At 46.0% G+C, this 20,161-nt stretch carries 20 protein-coding genes; 12 read left to right on the top strand and 8 right to left on the bottom strand.

Translation table 11 applies throughout. The features are described 5' to 3' along the window. Positions 1-75 precede the first annotated feature (75 nt). Genes mce through U2H13_RS11760 form a run of 3 tightly spaced genes read left to right on the top strand, consistent with a single transcriptional unit; the run spans position 76 to position 3,146 of the window. Positions 76-504: a methylmalonyl-CoA epimerase gene (gene mce / locus U2H13_RS11770; protein WP_376700475.1), complete on the top strand. Its 429-nt coding sequence runs from the start codon at positions 76-78 to the stop codon at positions 502-504. Next, the gene (locus U2H13_RS11765) at positions 491-2,014 is read left to right on the top strand and encodes an acyl-CoA carboxylase subunit beta (protein WP_376700474.1); all 1,524 of its coding nucleotides are present in this window, start codon (positions 491-493) and stop codon (positions 2,012-2,014) included. The genes mce and U2H13_RS11765 overlap by 14 nt, the downstream gene beginning before the upstream one ends. A gap of 16 nt (positions 2,015-2,030) precedes the next feature. Continuing rightward, complete coding sequence (locus U2H13_RS11760) at positions 2,031-3,146, top strand: M20/M25/M40 family metallo-hydrolase (protein WP_376700473.1); 1,116 nt, start codon at positions 2,031-2,033, stop codon at positions 3,144-3,146. A gap of 113 nt (positions 3,147-3,259) precedes the next feature. On the opposite strand, the gene U2H13_RS11755 is transcribed toward U2H13_RS11760, so the two are convergent. Together U2H13_RS11755 and U2H13_RS11750 are read right to left on the bottom strand one after the other, a co-directional pair. Further along, on the bottom strand, positions 3,260-4,096 hold the full coding sequence (locus U2H13_RS11755) for a membrane protein insertase YidC (protein WP_376700472.1): 837 nt from the start codon (positions 4,094-4,096) through the stop codon (positions 3,260-3,262). Positions 4,097-4,128: 32 nt separating this feature from the next. After that, entirely contained in the window at positions 4,129-4,410 is a 282-nt protein-coding gene (locus U2H13_RS11750; protein ID WP_014418326.1) for a hypothetical protein, read from the bottom strand. A gap of 75 nt (positions 4,411-4,485) precedes the next feature. On the opposite strand from U2H13_RS11750, the gene U2H13_RS11745 reads away from it, so the two are divergent. Both U2H13_RS11745 and gndA read left to right on the top strand, forming a co-directional pair. After that, positions 4,486-5,733, top strand: a complete 1,248-nt coding sequence (locus tag U2H13_RS11745) for a DNA polymerase IV (RefSeq protein WP_376700471.1) — start codon at positions 4,486-4,488, stop codon at positions 5,731-5,733. Positions 5,734-5,841: 108 nt separating this feature from the next. Further along, positions 5,842-7,251, top strand: coding sequence for an NADP-dependent phosphogluconate dehydrogenase (gene gndA / locus U2H13_RS11740; protein ID WP_003153241.1), 1,410 nt, complete (start codon positions 5,842-5,844; stop codon positions 7,249-7,251). Between the two features lie 91 nt (positions 7,252-7,342). On the opposite strand, the gene zwf is transcribed toward gndA, so the two are convergent. After that, positions 7,343-8,812 (bottom strand): glucose-6-phosphate dehydrogenase, encoded by a 1,470-nt coding sequence (gene zwf / locus U2H13_RS11735; protein ID WP_017418102.1) that lies wholly within the window; start codon positions 8,810-8,812, stop codon positions 7,343-7,345. A 208-nt stretch (positions 8,813-9,020) separates the two neighbouring features. On the opposite strand from zwf, the gene rnz reads away from it, so the two are divergent. Both rnz and rpmG read left to right on the top strand, forming a co-directional pair. Next, a complete protein-coding gene (gene rnz, locus U2H13_RS11730) occupies positions 9,021-9,947 on the top strand; it encodes a ribonuclease Z (RefSeq protein WP_017418101.1) in 927 nt (308 codons plus the stop codon). Positions 9,948-10,025: 78 nt separating this feature from the next. Then, entirely contained in the window at positions 10,026-10,175 is a 150-nt protein-coding gene (gene rpmG, locus U2H13_RS11725) for a 50S ribosomal protein L33 (protein WP_003153246.1), read from the top strand. A gap of 49 nt (positions 10,176-10,224) precedes the next feature. Here rpmG and U2H13_RS11720 read toward each other — a convergent pair whose 3' ends face one another. From U2H13_RS11720 to U2H13_RS11710, 3 genes are all read right to left on the bottom strand, one after another. Beyond that, on the bottom strand, positions 10,225-10,998 hold the full coding sequence (locus tag U2H13_RS11720; RefSeq protein WP_021494285.1) for an alpha/beta fold hydrolase: 774 nt from the start codon (positions 10,996-10,998) through the stop codon (positions 10,225-10,227). 113 nt (positions 10,999-11,111) lie between these two features. Next, on the bottom strand, positions 11,112-12,128 hold the full coding sequence (gene namA, locus U2H13_RS11715; RefSeq protein WP_003153250.1) for an NADPH dehydrogenase NamA: 1,017 nt from the start codon (positions 12,126-12,128) through the stop codon (positions 11,112-11,114). 138 nt (positions 12,129-12,266) lie between these two features. Then, a complete protein-coding gene (locus tag U2H13_RS11710) occupies positions 12,267-12,590 on the bottom strand; it encodes a GlpM family protein (protein ID WP_053284913.1) in 324 nt (107 codons plus the stop codon). Positions 12,591-12,728: 138 nt separating this feature from the next. Between U2H13_RS11710 and U2H13_RS11705 the strand changes: the two genes are divergently transcribed. Continuing rightward, positions 12,729-13,607 (top strand): LysR family transcriptional regulator, encoded by an 879-nt coding sequence (locus U2H13_RS11705; RefSeq protein ID WP_012117931.1) that lies wholly within the window; start codon positions 12,729-12,731, stop codon positions 13,605-13,607. Between the two features lie 75 nt (positions 13,608-13,682). On the opposite strand, the gene U2H13_RS11700 is transcribed toward U2H13_RS11705, so the two are convergent. Further along, positions 13,683-13,916 (bottom strand): cupin domain-containing protein, encoded by a 234-nt coding sequence (locus U2H13_RS11700; protein ID WP_014721476.1) that lies wholly within the window; start codon positions 13,914-13,916, stop codon positions 13,683-13,685. Positions 13,917-13,951: 35 nt separating this feature from the next. Next, the gene (loaP, locus tag U2H13_RS11695; RefSeq protein ID WP_022552995.1) at positions 13,952-14,482 is read right to left on the bottom strand and encodes an antiterminator LoaP; all 531 of its coding nucleotides are present in this window, start codon (positions 14,480-14,482) and stop codon (positions 13,952-13,954) included. A 734-nt stretch (positions 14,483-15,216) separates the two neighbouring features. On the opposite strand from loaP, the gene fabD reads away from it, so the two are divergent. The 4 genes from fabD to U2H13_RS11675 are packed head-to-tail and all read left to right on the top strand — an operon-like array spanning position 15,217 to position 20,154. Then, complete coding sequence (gene fabD, locus U2H13_RS11690; RefSeq protein WP_121984399.1) at positions 15,217-17,475, top strand: ACP S-malonyltransferase; 2,259 nt, start codon at positions 15,217-15,219, stop codon at positions 17,473-17,475. Between the two features lie 40 nt (positions 17,476-17,515). Continuing rightward, positions 17,516-18,496, top strand: a complete 981-nt coding sequence (locus U2H13_RS11685; RefSeq protein ID WP_014418317.1) for an LnmK family bifunctional acyltransferase/decarboxylase — start codon at positions 17,516-17,518, stop codon at positions 18,494-18,496. A gap of 24 nt (positions 18,497-18,520) precedes the next feature. Continuing rightward, positions 18,521-18,793, top strand: coding sequence for an acyl carrier protein (locus U2H13_RS11680; protein ID WP_003153264.1), 273 nt, complete (start codon positions 18,521-18,523; stop codon positions 18,791-18,793). Continuing rightward, the gene (locus tag U2H13_RS11675) at positions 18,790-20,154 is read left to right on the top strand and encodes a fatty acid--CoA ligase family protein (protein ID WP_121984400.1); all 1,365 of its coding nucleotides are present in this window, start codon (positions 18,790-18,792) and stop codon (positions 20,152-20,154) included. Before U2H13_RS11680 ends, U2H13_RS11675 begins: the two co-directional genes overlap by 4 nt. Positions 20,155-20,161 lie beyond the last annotated feature (7 nt).

The following is a 20,161-nucleotide window of genomic DNA, read 5'->3' as shown; positions in this document are numbered from 1 at the left end:
TACTGTCTATCATTTTAACGTGTTTTGCTTGTATGAACAAGCCATATCCTATGGCGGAAAGCAGGTGGCCGCGCTATGAAAAAACTTGATCATGTCGGCATTGCCGTCAGCTCTATTGATGCCGCGAGAGGATTTTACGAACGGATGCTCGGGTTTACGTATATGGGAGACGAGCTGGTAAGCGGCCAAAATGTGAGAGTTGCTTTTTTAGAAGCGGGAGGCACAAAGCTTGAGCTGATTGAGCCGCTGTCGGACGCGTCTCCCGTCAGCTTTTTTTTACAGAAAAGAGGCGAAGGACTGCATCATTTGGCATTCCGCTGCGCCGATATGAAGGAAACGATCAAGGAGCTTGAATCATGCCGCATGACCTTGATTCATCATGAAACGCAAAACGGAGCGGGCGGGAAGAAGATCGCATTTCTCTCTCCAAAAGAGGCGAACGGGGTCCTGATTGAGCTTTGTGAAACAATTGAAAAAGGAGAAACTCAAGATGAGCATGAGTGATCATATCAGACACTTAAACGAAAGACGTTCCTTTTTAACAAACGGCGGCGGAGCGGAAAAAAATGAAAAACAGCACAAAAAAGGCAAGCTGACGGCAAGAGAAAGAATTGACTATCTATTGGACGAAGACAGTTTTTCAGAGCTGCAGCCGTTTGCCAAAAGCCGCACGCCCGGGTGCCAGAATGCTCCGGGAGACGGCGTTGTTACCGGATACGGCACAATTGAAGGACGGCCCGTGTATTTGTTTGCCCATGACTTTACCGTACTCGGCGGGACGCTCGGCGAGACACATGCGGAAAAAATCGCGGCGGTAATGGATCTGGCGGCGAAAAACAAAACCCCGATCATCGGGCTGAACGACTCAGGTGGTGCGAGAATTCAAGAGGGTGTGGTATCATTAAATGGATACGGTCATATCTTTAGGCGCAACGTCCTTTACTCGGGAGTGATTCCGCAAATTTCTGTCATCCTTGGGCCGTGTGCCGGCGGTGCTGTTTATTCACCCGCTTTGACGGATTTTGTGATTATGGCGGAACATACGTCGCACATGTTTATTACAGGCCCGAAAGTCATTGAACAGGTGACGGGTGAACAGATTGACGCGGAAAGTTTAGGCGGTGCGGGAATACATAATGTGATAAGCGGAAATGCCCACTATTCCGCACGAACGGAAAAAGAGGCTCTTTCCGCTGTGAAAACCCTGCTTTCTTATCTCCCGCACGGCGGACAGACGGCATTACCCGTTAAAAAGGAAGACGCCAGACCGTTATTAAACACCCTCGTTCCCGCGGACAGTTCGAAACCTTACGATGTGTTACAGGTAATAAAAGAGCTGGCGGATGACGGAACGTTTTTTGACATTCAGCCGTATTTTGCCAAAAACATTGCTGTCGGTTTTCTGAAACTCGGACGGCGTACAGTCGGTGTTGTCGCAAACCAGCCGAAACACTTGGCGGGGAGCCTCACGATTGATGCCGCTGACAAAGCGTCGAGATTCATCCGTTTTTGCGACGCGTTTCATATTCCGCTATTGACGATCGCTGATGTTCCGGGATTTCTTCCGGGCCTTCAGCAGGAACATGCGGGAATCATCCGTCACGGAGCAAAATTGCTGTATGCTTTTGCCGAAGCGGCGGTGCCGAAAGTGACGCTCATCATCAGAAAAGCTTACGGAGGCGCCTATGTCGCCATGAATTCGAAAGGGCTCGGGGCAGATCTTGTATTCGCCTGGCCCAATGCGGAAATCGCCGTGATGGGAGCGGAAGGCGCGGCGTCGATTTTATACCGCAGAGACATACAGGCTTCTGGCGACCCGGAAAAAACGAAGCGCGAAAAAAAAGCCATATACGAAAAGGAAAACGCCGGTCCGTATAAAGCGGCGGCCTGCGGAATGGTGGATGATATCATCCGGCCGGAAGACTCGAGGAAAAAATTGATTCAGGCATTTGACATGCTTGCGCATAAGGAAGAGGAAAGACCGAAAAAAAAGCACGGTAATATACCGCTTTAAACGGAGGGAACTGAAAATGGTAAACGAAAAACGTCTGCTTGAAGAATTTCTTGAACTCGTTCAAATTGATTCAGAGACAAAACATGAAGCGGAAATCAGCAAGGTGCTCAAACAAAAACTCACTGATTTAGGATTGAGCGTAAAAGAAGATGATACAAAAGAAGTGACGGGGCATGGAGCCGGCAACTTAATCTGTACGTTAAAGGGCACAAAAGATGCGGATACGATTTATTTCACATCCCACATGGACACGGTTGTTCCGGGCAAAGGCGTTAAGCCGATTGTGGAAGACGGCTATGTAAAATCCGACGGCACGACGATTCTCGGCGCTGATGATAAGACGGGTCTTGCCGCAATGTTTGAAGCCATTAAAGTGCTGAAAGAACAAAACATCGAGCACGGCACCATTGAATTCATTATCACGGCCGGAGAAGAATCGGGATTAGTCGGGGCAAAAGCAATGGATCGTTCAGACATTACCGCGAAATACGGTTTTGCGCTTGATTCAGACGGAAAAGTCGGCAACATTATTGTAGCCGCGCCGACACAAGCGAAAGTGAGAGCAACCATTTTCGGGAAAACGGCTCATGCGGGAGTGGAACCGGAAAAAGGCATCTCCGCGATTACCATCGCATCAAAAGCAATCTCTAAAATGCCGCTCGGCCGTATTGATAAAGAAACAACGGCTAATATCGGCCGTTTCGAAGGCGGCACGCAAACCAATATCGTCTGCGACCAGGTTGATATTCTGGCTGAAGCGCGTTCATTAGTGCCTGAAAAAATGGAGGCGCAAGTGCAGAAAATGAAAGAAGCTTTCGAATCTGCTGCAGCTGAGATGGGAGGCCGCGCGGAAGTGGACATCGCGGTCATGTATCCGGGTTTCAAATATCAGGACGGCGATCAGGTTGTGGAAGTCGCGAAAAAAGCAGCGGCAAAAATCGGCCGTCCGAGCGAACTTCAGACAAGCGGCGGCGGAAGTGACGCAAACGTCATTGCCGGCCACGGCATTCCGACAGTCAACCTGTCAGTAGGCTATGAACAAATCCATACGAAAAATGAAAAAATGCCGATTGAAGAGCTCGTCAAAACGGCGGAAATGGTCGTTGCCATTATCGAAACAGCGGCCAACTAAAAACGAAGCACCCAGTTGATTGGGTGCTTTTTTCATTCTTCATGATATTAGGCTTAAAGCTTTGCAGATACAAGAAAAAACCCTGCCGGATAGGTTCCGGCAGGGTTTCAGTATTATGATTTGGCGGGCTCCGCCTGAGCCGCAGCCTGTTTCTTTTTATGATGCGTCTGCTGTAAAAGTACGTTCTGCACTGTCAAAAACAGTCCGCTTGTAAACCAGTAAAGCGGCAGCGCAGCCGGTACGTTAAGCGAGAAAACGGTCATCATGACAGGGAAAATAAAGACCATGATTTTTGCTGACTGCATCGCGGCCGGATTTTGAGCAGCCGGTGAATATTTCTCGTTTAATTTTTGGGAAATATAAGCCTGTAAGAAATACATGGCCCCCGCGCACAGTGATACAAGAATATCAGAATGCCCTAAGCTGAACCACAGAAATGAGTGTGAAGCAATTTCCGGCGTTGAGCGGATGGCGTAATAAAAACCGATCAAAATCGGGAATTGCACCAACATCGGAAGACATCCCATTGCCATCGGATTCAGATTGTGCTCACGGTAAAGCTTCATCATTTCCATTTGCAGTTCTTTTTGTTTTTCCGCATCTTTCGTTTGTTTCATTTTAGCCTGAATGCTGTCGACCTGCGGTTTGATCACAGCCATTTTTTCCTGGAACACCCGCTGTTTCTTAAATTGGTTCACAAACAAAGGCAATACAACGATCCGGACGATAATCGTCACCAGAATAATCGACAGTCCGTACTCACCGTGGAACAGGCCCGCCACACCTTTTAAAAGTGCCGAAAACGGCTCGATCAGGTAATCGTGGAAAAAACCGATATTCCCGAGGCCTCCCGTCTGAGTCTGAGATGTCGCCGCAAAAGCCGAGCGGCCTGTGCACAGTACGATAAAAAATAATCCGAATGCGATCCATTTTTGATATGTTTTAGTCAATTATGTCTCCTCCTTTTTATCTTCACTTGCCGTTATAAAAGGAGGGAGCTGACATCTTCATCATCATTCGCCGGTGAATTCATGCGGATGACTTTACGTATCCAAGTTGTAATGCGATGATATATAATAATAAGAAAGTCTGTTCGGTTCAGCTGAACGACTGCTTGATGTTCATCTATTCGTTTCGTTCTCCAATGCTCGCCTGCGCGGCGCTCACGCAAAAGAAAAGCGATGCCGATCGCGGTCAGAGCGGGAAGAATAATTGTGAAAAAATCGACTAAAAATAAAAAGTCATTCATTGACTCAAGAATCATTTTATCACATCCATTCAGCTCTTATTTTACTACATATATATAAGGTTGTCTATGAAAGGAAAGGAGGCGCCGGGAGTGGCCGGAAAAGGGAGAATTATATTTCATATCGATATGAATAGTTTTTATGCCTCCGTAGAAATGGCGTATGATCCGTCTTTAAGAGGAAAACCTATCGCCGTTGCCGGAAACGTGAAGGAACGGAAAGGAATCATCGTCACCTGCAGCTACGAAGCGAGAGCGCGGGGCGTAAAGACCACCATGCCGGTGTGGCGGGCAAAACGCCTCTGTCCGGAACTCATCGTCGTGCCTCCGAATTTTGACCGCTACCGGAGTTCGTCAAAAGAAATGTTCAGCATTCTGAGGGAGTATACGGATTTAGTCGAGCCTGTTTCTATTGATGAAGGATACATGGATATTACGGACACACCGCACAGACACAGGGCGTATGAGACAGCCGAAGACATTCAGGCGAGACTGCAAAAAGAGCTTTTGCTTCCGTCAAGCATCGGCATCGCCCCGAATAAATTTCTCGCCAAAATGGCGTCTGACATGAAAAAACCGCTCGGCATCACCATTTTAAGAAAAAGAGAGCTGCCGGACGTCTTATGGCCTCTTCCGATTGAAGAGATGCACGGTATAGGAACGAAAACTGCGGAAAAAATAAAAACGCTCGGCATCAAAACGATCGGTGATTTGGCAAAAGGAGATGAACATGCGCTGAAAACGCTTCTCGGCATAAACGGCCCGAGGCTGAAGGATAAAGCGAACGGCATCCATCCTGCAGAAGTCAATCCCGAGCGGATTTATGAATTTAAAAGCGTCGGCAACTCATCCACCCTGTCGCATGATTCGGCTGACTGGGATGAATTAACGGGCGTGTTTGACCGGCTCGCGCTGTCTGTGAGCGAAGAACGGCTCCAGCGTAAGGAGGTCATGGCCTGCCGGCTGTTCATCATGATTCGGTATGCGGATTGGAAAACGGTCACAAGAAGCATGACCCTCAGCAATCCGGCTGATCAGAAAAAAGACATCATGGAAGCGGCGATGGAACTGTTTGACAAGCACTGGAACCAAAATCCGGTAAGGCTTCTCGGCATCACCGGGACGGAACTGGTTGAAAAACAGCAGGCGTATAAACAGCTTGATCTGTTTTCATTCAAGGAGGACGCAAAGGATGAGCCGATTTTTCAGATGATGAACGAGCTGAATGAAAAGTACGGCCAAAACCTGATCAGAAAAGGCGCCGTTATAAAAAAAGAAGAAAGCAAAACAAGGGGAACGAGCTTTAACAGAGACTTTTTTCAGGATGAAAAGAAAAGGTGAATAACTTGAAAAAAGGGGTTATGTATGATAATTTCTTTAGTATAAATATCATTTTATTTTAATTTAAATTTTAAAATGGTTAAACGTTTGAAGAAGGGACGTTAGAATATGTCAAAACAACAAATCGGAGTTATCGGTCTTGCGGTAATGGGTAAAAATCTGGCTCTTAACATCGAAAGCCGGGGATTTTCTGTGTCTGTATACAACAGATCAAGCAGCAAAACGGAAGAGTTTTTAGAAGAGGCAAAAGGCAAAAATGTTGTCGGTACATACAGCATTGAGGAGTTTGTCCAGTCTCTTGAAACACCCCGTAAAATTTTATTAATGGTTAAAGCGGGAACTGCAACGGATGCGACGATTCAATCTCTTCTTCCTCATCTGGAAAAAGACGATATTTTGATTGACGGCGGAAATACATACTATAAAGATACACAGCGCCGGAACAAAGAGCTTGCCGAAAGCGGCATTCACTTTATCGGAACGGGTGTATCAGGCGGTGAAGAGGGAGCGCTGAAAGGGCCTTCTATTATGCCGGGCGGCCAAAAGGAAGCGCACGAACTCGTGAAACCGATTCTAGAAGCCATTTCTGCTAAAGTGGACGGAGAAGCTTGTACGACATACATCGGCCCGGACGGAGCGGGGCACTATGTAAAAATGGTGCACAACGGTATCGAATACGGTGACATGCAGCTGATCTCTGAGTCATATTTCATTCTGAAACAGGTGCTCGGATTGTCTGCCGAAGAGCTTCACGAAGTATTCGCTGAGTGGAACAAAGGAGAGCTTGACAGCTATCTGATCGAAATCACGGCTGACATTTTCACTAAAAAAGATGAAGAAACGGGCAAACCGCTTGTTGACGTTATCCTTGATAAAGCAGGCCAAAAAGGAACGGGTAAATGGACAAGCCAAAGTGCTCTTGACTTAGGCGTGCCGCTTCCGATTATCACTGAATCTGTTTTTGCGCGTTTCATTTCCGCAATGAAAGAAGAGCGTGTGAAAGCAAGCGGCCTTCTGTCCGGACCAGACGTTAAGCCGGTCACTGAAAATAAAGAAGAGCTGATTGAAGCGGTCAGAAAAGCGCTCTTCATGAGTAAAATCTGTTCTTACGCACAAGGCTTCGCCCAAATGAAAGCCGCGTCTGAAGAATATAACTGGGATCTGAAATACGGTGAAATCGCGATGATCTTCCGCGGCGGCTGTATCATCCGCGCGGCGTTCCTGCAAAAGATCAAAGACGCATATGACCGTGAACCGGAGCTTGACAACCTGCTGTTAGACAGCTACTTCAAAAACATTGCAGAAAGCTACCAAGGCGCCCTTCGCCAAGTGATTTCACTTGCCGTAGCCCAAGGCGTGCCGGTACCTTCGTTCTCAAGCGCACTTGCGTATTACGACAGCTACCGTACGGCAGTGCTTCCTGCAAACTTGATTCAAGCGCAGCGTGATTACTTCGGCGCGCATACGTATGAACGCACAGATAAAGAAGGCATTTTCCATACTGAATGGATGAAGTAATGAAGAAGCCCCCGCATTGATTGCGGGGGCTTTTCCTGATATTAAAAACCGCGGGCCGTCATGAACGGCGCCGCGGTTTTTTAATTTTTTCTTATATATTCCACCAGTGGAGGCCGTCTTTTTCAAGAAGATCGTCCGAAGCTTTCGGTCCCATTGACCCGGCTTCATAATTCGGAGAAAGGGTTTTGTCGGCTGCCCACGTTTCGGAAATCGCATCGACGAAATTCCAGGAAAGCGCCACTTCGTCCCAATGGGCAAAGTTTGTCGCATCACCGAGCAGACAGTCATGGATTAATTTTTCATAGGCTTCCGGTGTGTTCATTTCATCACTGCAGTTGCTGCAGTAGTCCAGCTTAATCGGCTGAGCATGAGCGGCTCCGCCTAATTTTTTAGCGTTCAGAAATAGTGTGATGCCTTCATCCGGCTGAATATGGATGACAAGCAGGTTCGGATTTACATTCGTTTCATTGCCGTAATAAAGGTTCATCGGAATGTCTTTAAATTGAACGACGATTTTCGTTGATTTTTCTTTCATCCGTTTCCCTGTGCGGATATAAAACGGAACGCCGGCCCAGCGGAAGTTATCGATTAACAGCTTTCCGGACACGAATGTTTCCGTATTGGAATCCGGTGCTACATTTTGTTCATCTGTATAGCTCGGTACAGCGTTTCCGTCAATCTTTCCCGCTTGGTATTGTCCGCGGACGAAGTAGTCACTCACTTCGTTTGGAGCGACAGGGCGGAGAGCTCTCAGCACCTTCACTTTTTCGCTGCGGATTTCTTCCGTGTTCAGTTTAATCGGCGGTTCCATTGCCAAGAGAGCGACCATTTGTAAAATATGGTTTTGAACCATATCACGGAGTGCGCCTGATTTTTCATAATATCTCGCGCGATCTTCAACGCCGAGATCCTCACTTGATGTAATCTGGATGTTTGAGATGTAGCGGTTATTCCACAGCGGCTCAAACAGCGCATTTGCAAACCGGATGACTTCGATATTTTGAACCATTTGTTTGCCTAAGTAATGGTCGATCCGGTAAATTTGATCTTCCGTGAAAGCTTCGCGTATTTCTTTGTTAAGCTCTTTCGCACTCGGCAGATCATGGCCGAACGGTTTTTCAATGACGAGACGGGACCAGCCATTTGTCGCTGTGACACCTTCGTTTTTAAGTGATTTTGCGATCGTGCCGAAAAACTCAGGAGCCATCGCCAAGTAAAACATTCTGTTGTTCGGGATTTCATATGTATGTTCAAGCTGATCAAGCAGGACATTCAGCTCCTGATAGGAACCCGGATTCGTTACATCAAACGGATGGTAATAAAAATGAGATGTGAAATCGTCTATGTCTTTTTGCCCGGCAGAAGAAACAGACGTTTTAACCGTTTCCCGGAGGTCCTCGTTTGACCAAGGTCTTCTTCCAACACCTACAACTGCAAACTCTTCACCAATTTGACCATTTTTATATAAACGGTGAATGGATGGGTAAAGTTTTCGTTTTGCCAAATCCCCTGTGGCACCAAATATTACAATTACTGCTTTTGGTTTGTCGTTTGTTTTCACTTAGAGTACCTCACTTTATCTGAAGCATGGTTTAAAACCCCGCATATTTCCTTCATTTTAAATCTAAAATTCGTTGAAAGCAAACATTTCAGCCTGTTTTTTGCGGTTTGCGGAAAAAAATTAATCAGGCCGGAGAAGGCCCGGGTGAATTCACATTTTCAGTCTGATCCTGTATCCTTAGTAGTACAAAGATCTAGGAGGAAGCATTGTGGAATTATTATTTTTAGGGACGGGGGCCGGCATGCCGGCAAAGACGAGAAACGTAACGTCCGTCGCGCTGAAGCTTCTTGAAGAAAGGCGTTCCGTATGGCTGTTTGATTGCGGAGAAGCCACTCAGCATCAGATATTACATACAACAATCAAACCGAGGAAAATTGAGAAGATTTTCATCACCCACCTTCACGGCGACCATGTTTACGGTCTTCCGGGTCTGTTGGGGAGCCGTTCATTTCAGGGCGGTGAAGAAGAGCTGACGATTTACGGGCCAAAAGGCATTAAAGCCTTTATCGAAACAAGCCTGCACGTGACGGCGACTCATCTGACGTATCCTCTTACCGTACATGAAATCGAAGAGGGGACGGTTTTTGAAGATGAGCAATTCATTGTTACCGCAGCATCCGTCATTCACGGCGTGGAAGCGTTCGGCTACCGGGTTCAGGAAAAGGATATTCCCGGCGCGTTGCAGGCCGGCAGATTGAAAGAAATGAATATCCCGCCCGGACCCGTCTATCAGAAAATCAAAAAAGGCGAAACGGTCACACTTGACGATGGCAGAATCATTAACGGGCGGGATTTTTTGGAACCGCCGAAAAAAGGGAGAATCGTCGCTTTTTCCGGGGATACGAGGGCATCAGAGCGGGTAACGGAGCTGGCGCGCAATGCGGATGTGCTTGTTCATGAAGCGACGTTTGCCAAGGAAGATGCAAAGCTCGCACATAATTATTATCACGCAACGACAGAACAGGCTGCGCAAACGGCAAAAAAAGCAGGCGCCAAACAGCTGATTTTAACTCATATCAGCGCAAGGTATCAGGGTGAATCGCCGATAGAGCGTCTCGAACATGAGGCGAAAGCGGTATTTGAAAACAGTAAGATCGCATTTGACTTCATGGAGGTCACTGTGGAGCGGTCTTAAAAAATGGACGCTTGACATTTTTTTCTGATGAGATATAATAAAACGAAATAATTACGATTTGTATAAGGGGTGAAAATGATGCGTGTGAATGTTACATTGGCCTGTACAGAGACAGGGGACAGAAATTATATCACGACGAAGAACAAACGGACGAATCCGGACCGGTTAGAAATGAAAAAGTATTCACCCCGGTTGAAAAAGTATACTTTGCATCGTGAGACCAAATAGATCACGATAACAAAAGCCATTGTGCCGTTGCACAATGGCTTTTGTTTTATCAGTTTACCGCCTGATAGGCAGGAGCATTCATTTGCTGGCGCACCGCGCACCAAACATCATAAATGGCAAGGTGGACGATGTGCGGTTCATCGTGGTGAATGGCATGAGAACTGTTTTTGGCCTGAATCCATCCGCTTTGATAAGAGACATCAAGCATGCTTCTGTGCAGTTTCACCCATTGTTCATGAGCGTGCTTTAAGCGCTCATCCCGCTCTCCCGATGATAAAATCAACAGCGGCATATCGCCGAAGTGAATCTGCTGATGCTTGATCTGCCTAAGGCTCGTCAAAAATTCCGCGTGTGATCCTTCCAATTTGAACTGTTTCAAATAGGCGGCTTTCATTTCTTCGGGAAGAAGCGGAAACACTTTCGTCTCCTGATCCTCAGAAACCGGATCAAGCAGCACCATCCCGAGAATATCCCGGCGGTTCCGGCTCGCCCAAAGTCTGCTGATAATCGCGCCGTATGAATGCGAGACGACAAGGTAAGGAGGCTTGACGCCGGCCTTCAGAAGAAGAGCGTTTAATTCCTGTACCATATGGTCCGCCGTTCTCTTGTTTCGGCTTCGTCCGCTTTTGCCGATTCCGGCTCTGTCATATGTGAAAACCCCAAATTCTTCATCTATGTCAGCGAGTAATGATGTCCATGTTTCAGAAGAAGTGCCGTAGCCGGCTTCAAAGACGATCGTCACTTCGCCGGCGCCTTTACGGTGTTTCGTATAAAACGGACACCCGTCAATCAGATATGTCCTTTCCATCCATGCTGCTTTCATTGGAGTCATCTCCTCTAATTGGTTCTATAGGGAAGACGGAGAAGCTTCGGCAATCGTTTCTCGAAAAATAAAAAAAGAGACAGCCGGATCGAAAAACTCCGGCTGTCACTTCATCACCATGCTCTGTCGTATTGAACCGGTGACGGTATTTCAGTATTCAGCTGCTTCGCTGCACTCCTTGCAAAATGCGGATCGCGCAGAAGTTCTCTCGCGACAAAAATAAGGTCAGCGCGGTTGTTTTGCAGAATTTCTTCCGCCATTGTTCCCGTCGTTATCAAACCGACGGCGCCTGTTGCGATTTCGGCCTGTTCACGGATTTTCTCCGCAAAGCTCACTTGGTAGCCTGGGAAGACGTTAATATCAGCTTGAACGAGTGCGCCTGAGCTGCAATCAATGAGGTCGACTCCCTGTTCTTTCATCCACTTCGCAAAACCGATATGATCCGCAATGTCCAGCCCTTTGTCTGTATAATCCGATGCAGAAATACGGACAAATAACGGGCCGTCCCAGACTTCCTTGACGGCTTCAATGGTCTCGCCTAAGAAGCGGTAGCGATTTTCATGTGAGCCTCCGTATTCGTCTGTACGGTGATTGGACAGAGGGGACAAAAATTCGTGCATTAAGTAGCCGTGTGCCGCATGAAGTTCAATAATGTCAAAGCCCGCTTCTTTCGCGCGCGCCGCTGCCTGTTTGAATTCCTGAATGGTTTCTTTAATTTGTTCTGTCGTCATTTCAGCCGGTGTTTTGGACTGCTCATCGAACGGAATGGCTGACGGAGCGTAAATGTCTCCCTCAAGCTCAGCTTTACGTCCGGCGTGCGCAAGCTGAATGCCGATTTTAGATCCTTGCGCTTTCACTTGTTCCGTCAGTTTGGCAAAACCTTCGATATGATCATCGCTCCAAATGCCTAAATCCTGATCGGAAATGCGCCCCTGCGGATTAACGGCTGTCGCTTCCACGATAATCAGGCCGACCTGGCCGATTGCACGCGATATATAGTGCGCCATATGAAAAGGCTGCAGTTTTCCGTCCTTCTCATGTGAGGAATACATGCACATCGGTGCCATAACAATACGGTTTTTGATCGTTACATCTTTAACGGTCCATGGTGTGAATAATTTTCTGGCCATTTATTTCGCCTCCCGGAATGTTTTAGACATTGATTATAACAATTCATGATCATTCAGTCATATAAACTGCTCACGACTGAGCGCATTGTTATTATTGTTCTGGAAGGGCATTTTTTTATACACATCGGTGCCGTATCTTCATAACAGGTATTTACAGCCGATCATATAGCAAATATAGATGAGAAACGCACCGATGACTGCGTGGCCACCTTTGAACCAGTTTGTCAGGATGAAAATACTGCTGATGAAGATCACCGCGCCGAAGGCACCGAATATTCCGTTTTTTTGAGCGGCTCTGAAATCGTCGGGGCTCATATTTTTCAGCTGCAAGTGAATATTCAGTAGCGTCATGATTGGCAGCAATGTAATAACGCCGGATAAAAATAAGTATTTCGATTTGCTTAAATACGCGGCGGCCACCATAACAGTGCCGCCGATAAAAAATTGAATGAGAAAACTCATGCTGAAACGCTCACCTTCTGTTTGTTATCAAGTATAATGATGGAGACATTGCCATTTTATTTTTGATTGATGTATAAGTAAACTAAATATAACTAATGCATTGGATAATAAAGAATGATATCTGGGAGATGAAGCCGGTTGGATTTAAAGAAGCATTTAGCCTTTATTAAAACGGTTGAAAGCGGCAGCCTGACCCAAGCCGCTGCCATATTGAATTACACACAGCCGAACATCAGCCAAATGATCAGTAAATTAGAGGAAGAGTACGGTTTTCCGCTTTTGATCAGACAGCGGCATGGAGTGAGGCCGACCGCAAATGGCTTGAAAGTGTTACATATTATGAAGGAAATTCAAAAAAACTATGAAAAACTGTCTGAAACCGTTGATAATATTAATGGGTTAGAAAGAGGGGAAGTCCGGCTCGGCACTGTTACGAGCGTGGCGGTAAAATGGCTGCCGAAAATTTTGAGGGAATTTAATGAGCTGTATCCTTCCATTAAGGTGCATTTGTTTGAAGGAAATTCTACTGAACTGGAAGAATGGCTGAAAGATGACCGGATTGATGCGGCGATCGGGACATCCCACAGCGAGAAGTGGCATTTTTACCCGTTGGCAGAGGACCCGATTGTAGCGGTGATGAGCCCGCAGCATGAATTGGCGCAATGTGAAACGGTTCCGTTACATGTCATGGAGTCCGTCAAATGTATCGTGCCTTATCCGGAGACACATTTTGATGTGCTGAAAGTGCTGAAGGAAGAAAAGATCACGCCGCGGGTCGCTTATCAAATCAGAGGGGATGAAGCGATTATTGCAATGGTGCGGAACAATCTGGGGATCAGCATCTTGCCGCAGCTTTTGGTGAATGATTGTGATGTGCTCATCAAACGGTTCGACCGGTATGTCTCCAGGCAGCTCGGCATTTTGACAGCTCATGCAAAGGAGACGCAGACACCTTCTGTCCAGAAACTGATTCAATGTATACAAGAATGGGTTGCGGTCCATCAGGCTTCTGTCTGAAGAAGCCTGATATGCGTTTAAGCCGGTTCAGCATAATAGACCTGTATAAAATATGTCACCGGTTCATCCGAGGAATTAAAATAACTGTGCGGCATCGCCCGAAGTCAGCACATGCTTTTCGTCATAAAGCTCAACCGTCAATTCACCGCTTTTGATTAAAATGTATTCTTCCCCTAAATGTGATTTTGCCTCATGGGCGCAGCCCGGCTTCAGGTCAACTATGCCTTGAAAACAAAAAGTCTGACCGTGACGGTGGTGAGCGAGATTATTTTGATGGCGGGCTTTCGCTTGTTTATATAAAAAGGGCATCAACGGCACATGCTGTTGATGCTTTTTTTGACATGCTAGGGTTTGGAGAGCACTTCAATTCCGACGTTGACCATTTTGTCCAGTCCCATAAAAGACAGGCAGATTTTGGCGCGTCTTTTCCTTTTATCGATCTTTTTAATAATGCCTTCCATTCCTTTAAGAGGCCCTGAGGCAACGGTTACTTTTGAATTTTCAATATAGACTTTTGAATAATCTACAGTGTCTCCTTCTCCGATCAGCCTGATAATAGGGAGGATTTCTTCATCCGTAATTGTCGTGAAATAGGTTTTACGCTCTTTGGAATAATATGCGCCGTTATTCACGATTCTGCATGAAATGGGGAGTTCTTTGATTTTATGAAATGTCCGCTCTGTCATCTTCGTTTTAAACAGCACATATCCCGGAAACATCTTTTTGAGTGCCTCGTATTTGATTCCGGCTTTTCGTTCTGTGACTTTTTTCTTGGGTATGATTGAGTAGAGAGCCTGCTCATCAAACTGCAGACGCAGAAATTTTTGAACTGTTTCTTCTTTTCCCGACTCTACAAAAAGTGCGTACCATTTCATGACTGGATCCTCCTTAGAATAATAAGAAATTATTATACAAAGAAAGTATTTAATGGATAGTATTTAAAATGATTAAAAATTTTTCTAATTCGTCTTTTTTTTACATAATATATGAAAATGAAAAATAAGTATAGACCCAATTGACAGAGAAGCGATGAATTTTCTTTGACATGAAAAGGGTTCAGGGAATTATCTGACATTTATCCCGAAACAATTATGCCGACTGTCCACCGAATATAAAACTGTGGAATAAATGTCAGAAAATAACGAAATAAAGCCTTGACATTATTATCTATAAATTGATATTATTCTCTTTAAATAGCAACTATTTGTTAAATTTATTAAATTGATGTAAAGCACCTATTAAATTTCAATCGCTGTTTCGGCACGTTGAAGAGGAAATAGGGATTATAAAAATGATTGTAGTGTATATATCTACATATACATGATAAGGGAGAAGTGTGCCGTCATCGCTGTTTTCGGGCATATTGGCACTGCAGCTTGTCATGAGAAACATTCAGTAAACAAGCAATATGTTTTAATATAAATTATGTTAGAAAAGGAAAACACAATGCGTTTGCGATTTTTAAACCTGTGCTGAATCGCAAACGCGTTTGTGTTTTTATTTTTATGCCGGTGTTTACACCAGTCAATATATGAAAATAAGAGACGTTTTTGTATGGAGAACCACATGTGATGTACAAAATTGGCGATGCGGAAAGGATGAGGATAAGATGCTTACGTTTGTGTTCCCGGGGCAGGGTTCTCAATTTAAAGGAATGGGAGCCGGACTGTTTGATGAATTTCAAGATCTGACACGTCAGGCTGATGACATATTAGGCTACTCTATAGAAGAATTGTGTCTGGAGGATCCGAATCACCAACTGGGGAAAACGCAATTTACCCAGCCGGCGTTATATACGGTGAGTGCACTCAGTTATTTAAAGAAAATGAAAGAGTCCGGCAGAGAGCCTGATTACGCCGCAGGGCACAGTTTAGGAGAATATAATGCGTTATTTGCGGCCGGCTGCTTTGATTTTGAGACCGGTTTGCAGCTTGTAAAAAAAAGAGGGGAGCTCATGAGCAAGGCAGCTCCCGGAGGCATGGCGGCGGTTTTGGGGTTTACGGCTGAACAAGTAAAAGAGGTTCTATCCGATTATCATCTGACCGGCATTGATATCGCTAACCACAATTCACCTTCACAAATTGTGATCGCCGGAACGAAACAAGACATTGAAAAAGCGGGCCCCGTCTTTGAAAAAGCCGGCGTGAGAATGTACCTTCCTTTAAATGTGAGCGGCGCCTTCCATTCCCGCTATATGAAAGATGCTGAAAAAGAGTTTGCAGATTATTTAGAAGAAACGGCGTTTTTGCCTCTTCGTTTTCCGGTGATCTCAAATCTTCATGCCGCACCTTATAAGAATGATGAAATCAAAACAAATCTGACTCTGCAAATGACCAATCAGGTAAAGTGGACGGACACGATACGCCGTCTGATGGGACTTGAAAATAATGAAATTGCAGAAGTCGGGCCCGGGGAAGTGCTGACAAAACTGACGCGTCAGATTAAAAAAGATGCCGTCCCATTACCTATGCCGAAAGAAGAGTCTGATACTGCTGATGTTAAAGCATCGGCAGCTGATTCGCAAAAAACGGCGGGAATGAGATTAGGGAATGAAGATTTAAAAAAAGATTATAACATCCAATATGCTTACATGACGGGCTCCATGTACAGGGGAATTGCTTCGGAACAGATGGTCATTAAAGCGGCAAAAGCGGGAATGCTGGGCTTTTTCGGAACGGGCGGATTGAGTATCGAACGGATCGGACAGGCCATCGGAACCATCCGGTCTGCACTGCGGCAAGGGGAAACATTCGGAATGAATCTTCTTCATCATATGATGTCACCTGACAAGGAAGTCAGAATGATAGATTTATATTTGAAAAACGGCATTCATCTTATTGAAGCATCGGCATTTATGGGCATAACCCCCGCTCTCGTGATATACAGGGCAAAGGGATTAAGCAGGAATCATGACGGGTCGGTGTCAGTTCAAAACAGAATCATCGCGAAAGTATCCCGGCCTGAAGTCGCTGAGGCCTTTCTAAGTCCGGCTCCGGCTCATGTGCTGGAAAGACTTGTGTCTGATAATCGGCTGACAGCCGGGGAAGCGGCGCTTGCCAAAGAAATTCCGATGGCTGATGACATTTGCGTTGAAGCGGATTCAGGAGGGCATACCGACCAAGGGATTCCGTATACATTAATGCCTGCCATGATCAGACTCAGAGACCGCATGATGGAGAAGCACGGTTATGCGAAAAAAGTAAGAATCGGCGCAGCCGGGGGCATCGGCACTCCGGAAGCGGCTGCTGCGGCGTTTCTGCTCGGCGCCGAATTTATCGGAACCGGTTCTATTAATCAATGCACGGTCGAAGCCGGGACAAGTGATTCAGTGAAAGATCTGCTTCAAGAAGCGAACGTGCAGGATACGTCATACGCTCCCGCGGGAGATATGTTTGAAGCGGGAGCAAGGGTGCAGGTGCTGAAAAAAGGCCTGTTTTTCCCGGCAAGAGCCAATAAACTTTTTGACTTGTACAGACAATACAATTCTTTAGATGAAATAGATGAAAAAACGAAAACATTAATTGAAGAAAAGTATTTCCAGCGCAGTTTTGAAGAGGTGTATGAGCAGTTGAAACGTGATAAATCTCCTGCACAGATCGCCAAAGCCGAACAGAATCCGAAACACAAAATGGCGATGGTATTTAAATGGTATTTTTCTCATACGACAAGGCTCGCTCTGGAAGGAAAAAGCGAAAGTAAAATAGATTACCAAATTCATTGCGGCCCTGCGCTCGGCGCGTTTAATCAATGGGTGAAAGGAACCCCGCTTGAAAATTGGAGAAACAGGCATGTCGATCTGATCGGCAAACAGCTCATGGAAGAAACAGCCGGCCTTCTTGCGCAAAGGCTGGTATCGATTACAGGCTGAGTATGACCAGCCATTACATTTTTTCTGCGGAGGACAGACCATGCTGATTGAAAATCATGAATTAACGATGAGCCATGTCGGGTTAGGGAATTTGAATGAGTACGCGCTGCTGCTGTTATTCGGCAACGCACACAGTCACCATTTAACGGACGGAACGGGATTCCGGCCTGATCAGATGGCCGATCACCAAGGGCTGATTTTGTATCCGGCTTATTTTATGACACATCTCAAAGTTCCTTCAGATAAGCCTCTTGATCAGTACCGATTATGGGACGAGGTTTCCGTCGGAGTCGATATCTCCCGGTTTGGAGAAACCATATTAGAATCTGATTATTTGTTCGGGCCGAAAGGAGCGGTCAGCTCTGATAAAAGCGAGTGGGACCGGGGACGGTTTCCTTCTATGAAAGCCAATAGTTTAATTGTCGTCGACGTCACACAAACAGAAGGTTCGACCCGAAAAGTCTCAGCGCCTAAGGCTGAATGCATTGCGGAACTTTCTAAGCTAGCCAAGCCGCCTTACGCGCTGATGCGGTCAAAGAAAATCAGAACGGACGCCTTCGGTATGAAGCCGGGCAATCTCAAAACAGCAGACCCCGTTTCATATCGGGTTCCTGTTGATCAGGATGCTGCGCCGGGGCATGCCATGGTGTTTGCGAAATTCAGCAAGATAATGGATGCGGCGGAATTTGAATGGATGACGCGCCGGTCGAAGCCGGGTTTTCCGGTTTCAATCGCGCGGCATTTATTTTTGCTTGAAAGAGAGACGTATTATTACGGAAATTGTTTTGCAGATGAAGAGCTTGATATTTATATGACGGGACACATTGAAGAATGCGATCCCGACTTTCACGGTGAGTCCCTCGGTATGATCTCAGTGGCGAAAATCAGCTATCAGATTGAAGTCTATATGAAAAGAAATCATACATTGCTGGCCATTTCCAAGGTGGATAAGCTGCTGGCGGTGCCGACCTCTTCACAAGATCATATTCCGGATTATAAACGGGTCATCAGGAGTTTATAAAATGAAGAATGGAGCTGAAAGCAAATGGAACAAACCAAGGAAATGAAGCAGATCATCGCTCAAATCATTCAGGACATTCAAGAACAGCAGTCATATCGGGCCGTCGAAGCGGGAGATGATGTGAGAGTCATAGAGGATCTGGGCTTCTCATCACTGGATATCGCTCAATTAGTCGCACAGATGGAGATGGAAACCGGAGTAGATCCTTTTTCCCAAGGAGAAACGATTTCCAGCATTACAACCGTCGGCAGCATTTGTGATATTTATCAAAAATATATGGACAGTGCTCAATCATGAAAACAGAAAGCGGGGGAGATATCAGCTGGGTGACTGATAAGCTTAGGGAAACGCAAGACAGTGAGTTTCTCATTTTTAAAGGGCAGACTTTTACGTATGATGATTTGCTGACACGAATCAGCTTTTTTCAGAAAGAGCTTGAACAAAACGGAATACGTGAAGGAGAATGTGTGGCGCTTATCGGGGATTATTCCCCGAACGCCATTTTTTTGCTGATGACGCTTTTGTTAAACCGAAATATCGTTGTCCCTCTCAGTAATGAGTCAAGGGAAAAGCATCTCGATATGTTTGAAGACGCGAAAGTGAATCAAATCATTGAAATAAATGAAAATGACAGCTGGACGCTTCGTGAAGGTTCTGAAAGCGCCGCTCACCCTCTGCTTGATGATCTGCGCGAGAGAGGGGAGTCAGGCATTATTATTTTCACATCGGGAACCTCCGGCAAAAGCAAAGCATCCGTGTTAAGCGCCGGCCGGCTGCTTGAAAAATATAAAACGGCGAAGAGAAAACCGCTGCGTACACTTATTTTTCTGAAATTGGATCATATCGGCGGCATTAATACGCTGTTTGCGATTCTGTTTAACGGGGGGACGATCGTCACATCAGACAGCAGAACGCCGGAGTCCGTTTATCAGGCGGTCGACAAACATGCTGTCCAAGTGCTCCCCGCCACCCCGACCTTTTTAAACATGCTGCTGATGTCCAAGGCGGATGCCGGATATAACCTCTCTTCACTCCGGCTGATCACTTACGGCACAGAGCCGATGCCCCAATCAACGCTGCGCGGCATCCACCGGCTGTTTCCGGATGTACGGCTGAAACAAACATACGGATTAACTGAACTGGGTATATTCTCAACGAAATCAAAAGACAGCCAATCCACTTGGATGAAAGTGGGCGGTGCCGGAACAGAGACCAAAATTACCGGAGGCACGCTTTGGGTCCGTTCTGAGTCGGCGATGCTCGGCTATTTAAACGCACCGTCACCTTTCGATGAAGACGGCTGGTACGACACCGGTGACCAGGTGGAAACAGACGGCGAATATATAAGAATTCTCGGAAGAAAGAGTGAAATCATTAATGTGGGCGGAGAGAAAGTGTTTCCGGCAGAGGTGGAAAGCGTCTTTCTGGAGATACCGAATGTCCGGGATGTTCTCATAACGGGCAGAAAAAATCCGATTACGGGCGAGATTGTCGCGGCAGAGGCCGTGCTTGAAAAAGAGGAAGATATCAAATCTTTCAGAAAGCGGGCCGTAGCTCATTGCAGACAGAAGCTGCAGCCATATCAGATACCGCAGATCATCTCTGTTACAGATCGGAAACTGTCTAATGATCGATTTAAAAAAATAAGAAACGTGTAAAACAGGA

The sequence above is a fragment of the Bacillus sp. A1 genome (assembly GCF_042296235.1).
Lineage (GTDB): Bacteria > Bacillota > Bacilli > Bacillales > Bacillaceae > Bacillus > Bacillus velezensis.
Note: the sequence above shows the minus strand (reverse complement) of the source record. Positions and strands in the feature narration are given on the sequence as shown.

What these genes read in the sequence shown, in the direction of transcription:
- U2H13_RS11765 (WP_376700474.1), top strand. Translation starts at nt 491, where the DNA reads ATGAGCATGAGTGATCATATCAGACACTTAAACGAAAGACGTTCCTTT.
- U2H13_RS11750 (WP_014418326.1), bottom strand. Translation starts at nt 4,410, where the DNA reads ATGATTCTTGAGTCAATGAATGACTTTTTATTTTTAGTCGATTTTTTC.
- U2H13_RS11760 (WP_376700473.1), top strand. Translation starts at nt 2,031, where the DNA reads ATGGTAAACGAAAAACGTCTGCTTGAAGAATTTCTTGAACTCGTTCAA.
- mce (WP_376700475.1), top strand. Translation starts at nt 76, where the DNA reads ATGAAAAAACTTGATCATGTCGGCATTGCCGTCAGCTCTATTGATGCC.
- U2H13_RS11685 (WP_014418317.1), top strand. Translation starts at nt 17,516, where the DNA reads ATGCTGATTGAAAATCATGAATTAACGATGAGCCATGTCGGGTTAGGG.
- U2H13_RS11720 (WP_021494285.1), bottom strand. Translation starts at nt 10,998, where the DNA reads ATGAAAGCAGCATGGATGGAAAGGACATATCTGATTGACGGGTGTCCG.
- fabD (WP_121984399.1), top strand. Translation starts at nt 15,217, where the DNA reads ATGCTTACGTTTGTGTTCCCGGGGCAGGGTTCTCAATTTAAAGGAATG.
- U2H13_RS11710 (WP_053284913.1), bottom strand. Translation starts at nt 12,590, where the DNA reads ATGAGTTTTCTCATTCAATTTTTTATCGGCGGCACTGTTATGGTGGCC.
- U2H13_RS11680 (WP_003153264.1), top strand. Translation starts at nt 18,521, where the DNA reads ATGGAACAAACCAAGGAAATGAAGCAGATCATCGCTCAAATCATTCAG.
- gndA (WP_003153241.1), top strand. Translation starts at nt 5,842, where the DNA reads ATGTCAAAACAACAAATCGGAGTTATCGGTCTTGCGGTAATGGGTAAA.
- loaP (WP_022552995.1), bottom strand. Translation starts at nt 14,482, where the DNA reads ATGAAATGGTACGCACTTTTTGTAGAGTCGGGAAAAGAAGAAACAGTT.
- rpmG (WP_003153246.1), top strand. Translation starts at nt 10,026, where the DNA reads ATGCGTGTGAATGTTACATTGGCCTGTACAGAGACAGGGGACAGAAAT.
- U2H13_RS11675 (WP_121984400.1), top strand. Translation starts at nt 18,790, where the DNA reads ATGAAAACAGAAAGCGGGGGAGATATCAGCTGGGTGACTGATAAGCTT.
- U2H13_RS11700 (WP_014721476.1), bottom strand. Translation starts at nt 13,916, where the DNA reads ATGCCCTTTTTATATAAACAAGCGAAAGCCCGCCATCAAAATAATCTC.
- namA (WP_003153250.1), bottom strand. Translation starts at nt 12,128, where the DNA reads ATGGCCAGAAAATTATTCACACCATGGACCGTTAAAGATGTAACGATC.